This is a genomic window from Actinoplanes sp. ATCC 53533, from assembly GCF_003947245.1.
The window spans coordinates 1-521 of the sequence record NZ_QHHV01000486.1 but is presented as its reverse complement, the minus strand read 5'-3'; the positions used below and the strand labels follow the sequence as shown (position 1 = coordinate 521).

General features: G+C 73.8%; 1 protein-coding gene. It reads right to left on the bottom strand.

The window, feature by feature from the left end; translation table 11 throughout:
• Nucleotides 1-182 precede the first annotated feature (182 nt).
• Nucleotides 183-521: NAD(P)-dependent oxidoreductase (locus DMB66_RS59420; protein WP_305028317.1), on the bottom strand; the 339-nt coding region annotated here is incomplete at its 5' end.

Sequence of the window (521 nt, the reverse complement as noted above, 5' to 3'; positions counted from 1 at the left end):
TGCCGCAGCCASCCGACCCGAATCCATCCGGATGCCGCAGCCAGCCCGACCCGAATCCATCCGGATGCCGCAGCCAGCCCGACCCGAATCCATCCGGATGCCGCAGCCAGCCCGACCCGAATCCATCCGGATGCCGCAGCCGGCCCGGCGCCACGCGGGTGGTGGCGCTGGTCCTCGGCTCGTCAGGAACGCAGCACCACGTTGACCGGCTCCCCACCGGTCAGCAGCAGGTCGATCTGCCGGCGGACCAGCCGCGCGACCCGGGGCAGCATCGCGGTCGACATGCCACCGGCGTGCGGGCTGATCAGCACGTTCGGCAGCCGGAACAGCTCATGCCCGGCCGGCAGCGGCTCGGGGTCGGTCACGTCGAGCGCGAAGCGCAGCCGCCCGCCCCGGGCCTCGGCCAGGATCGCGGCGGTGTCAGCCACCCGGCCCCGGGCCACGTTCACGACGATCGCGCCGTCGGGCAGCGCGGCCAGGAACTCCGCGTCGACCAGGTGCACGGTGTCGTCGGTGAGCGG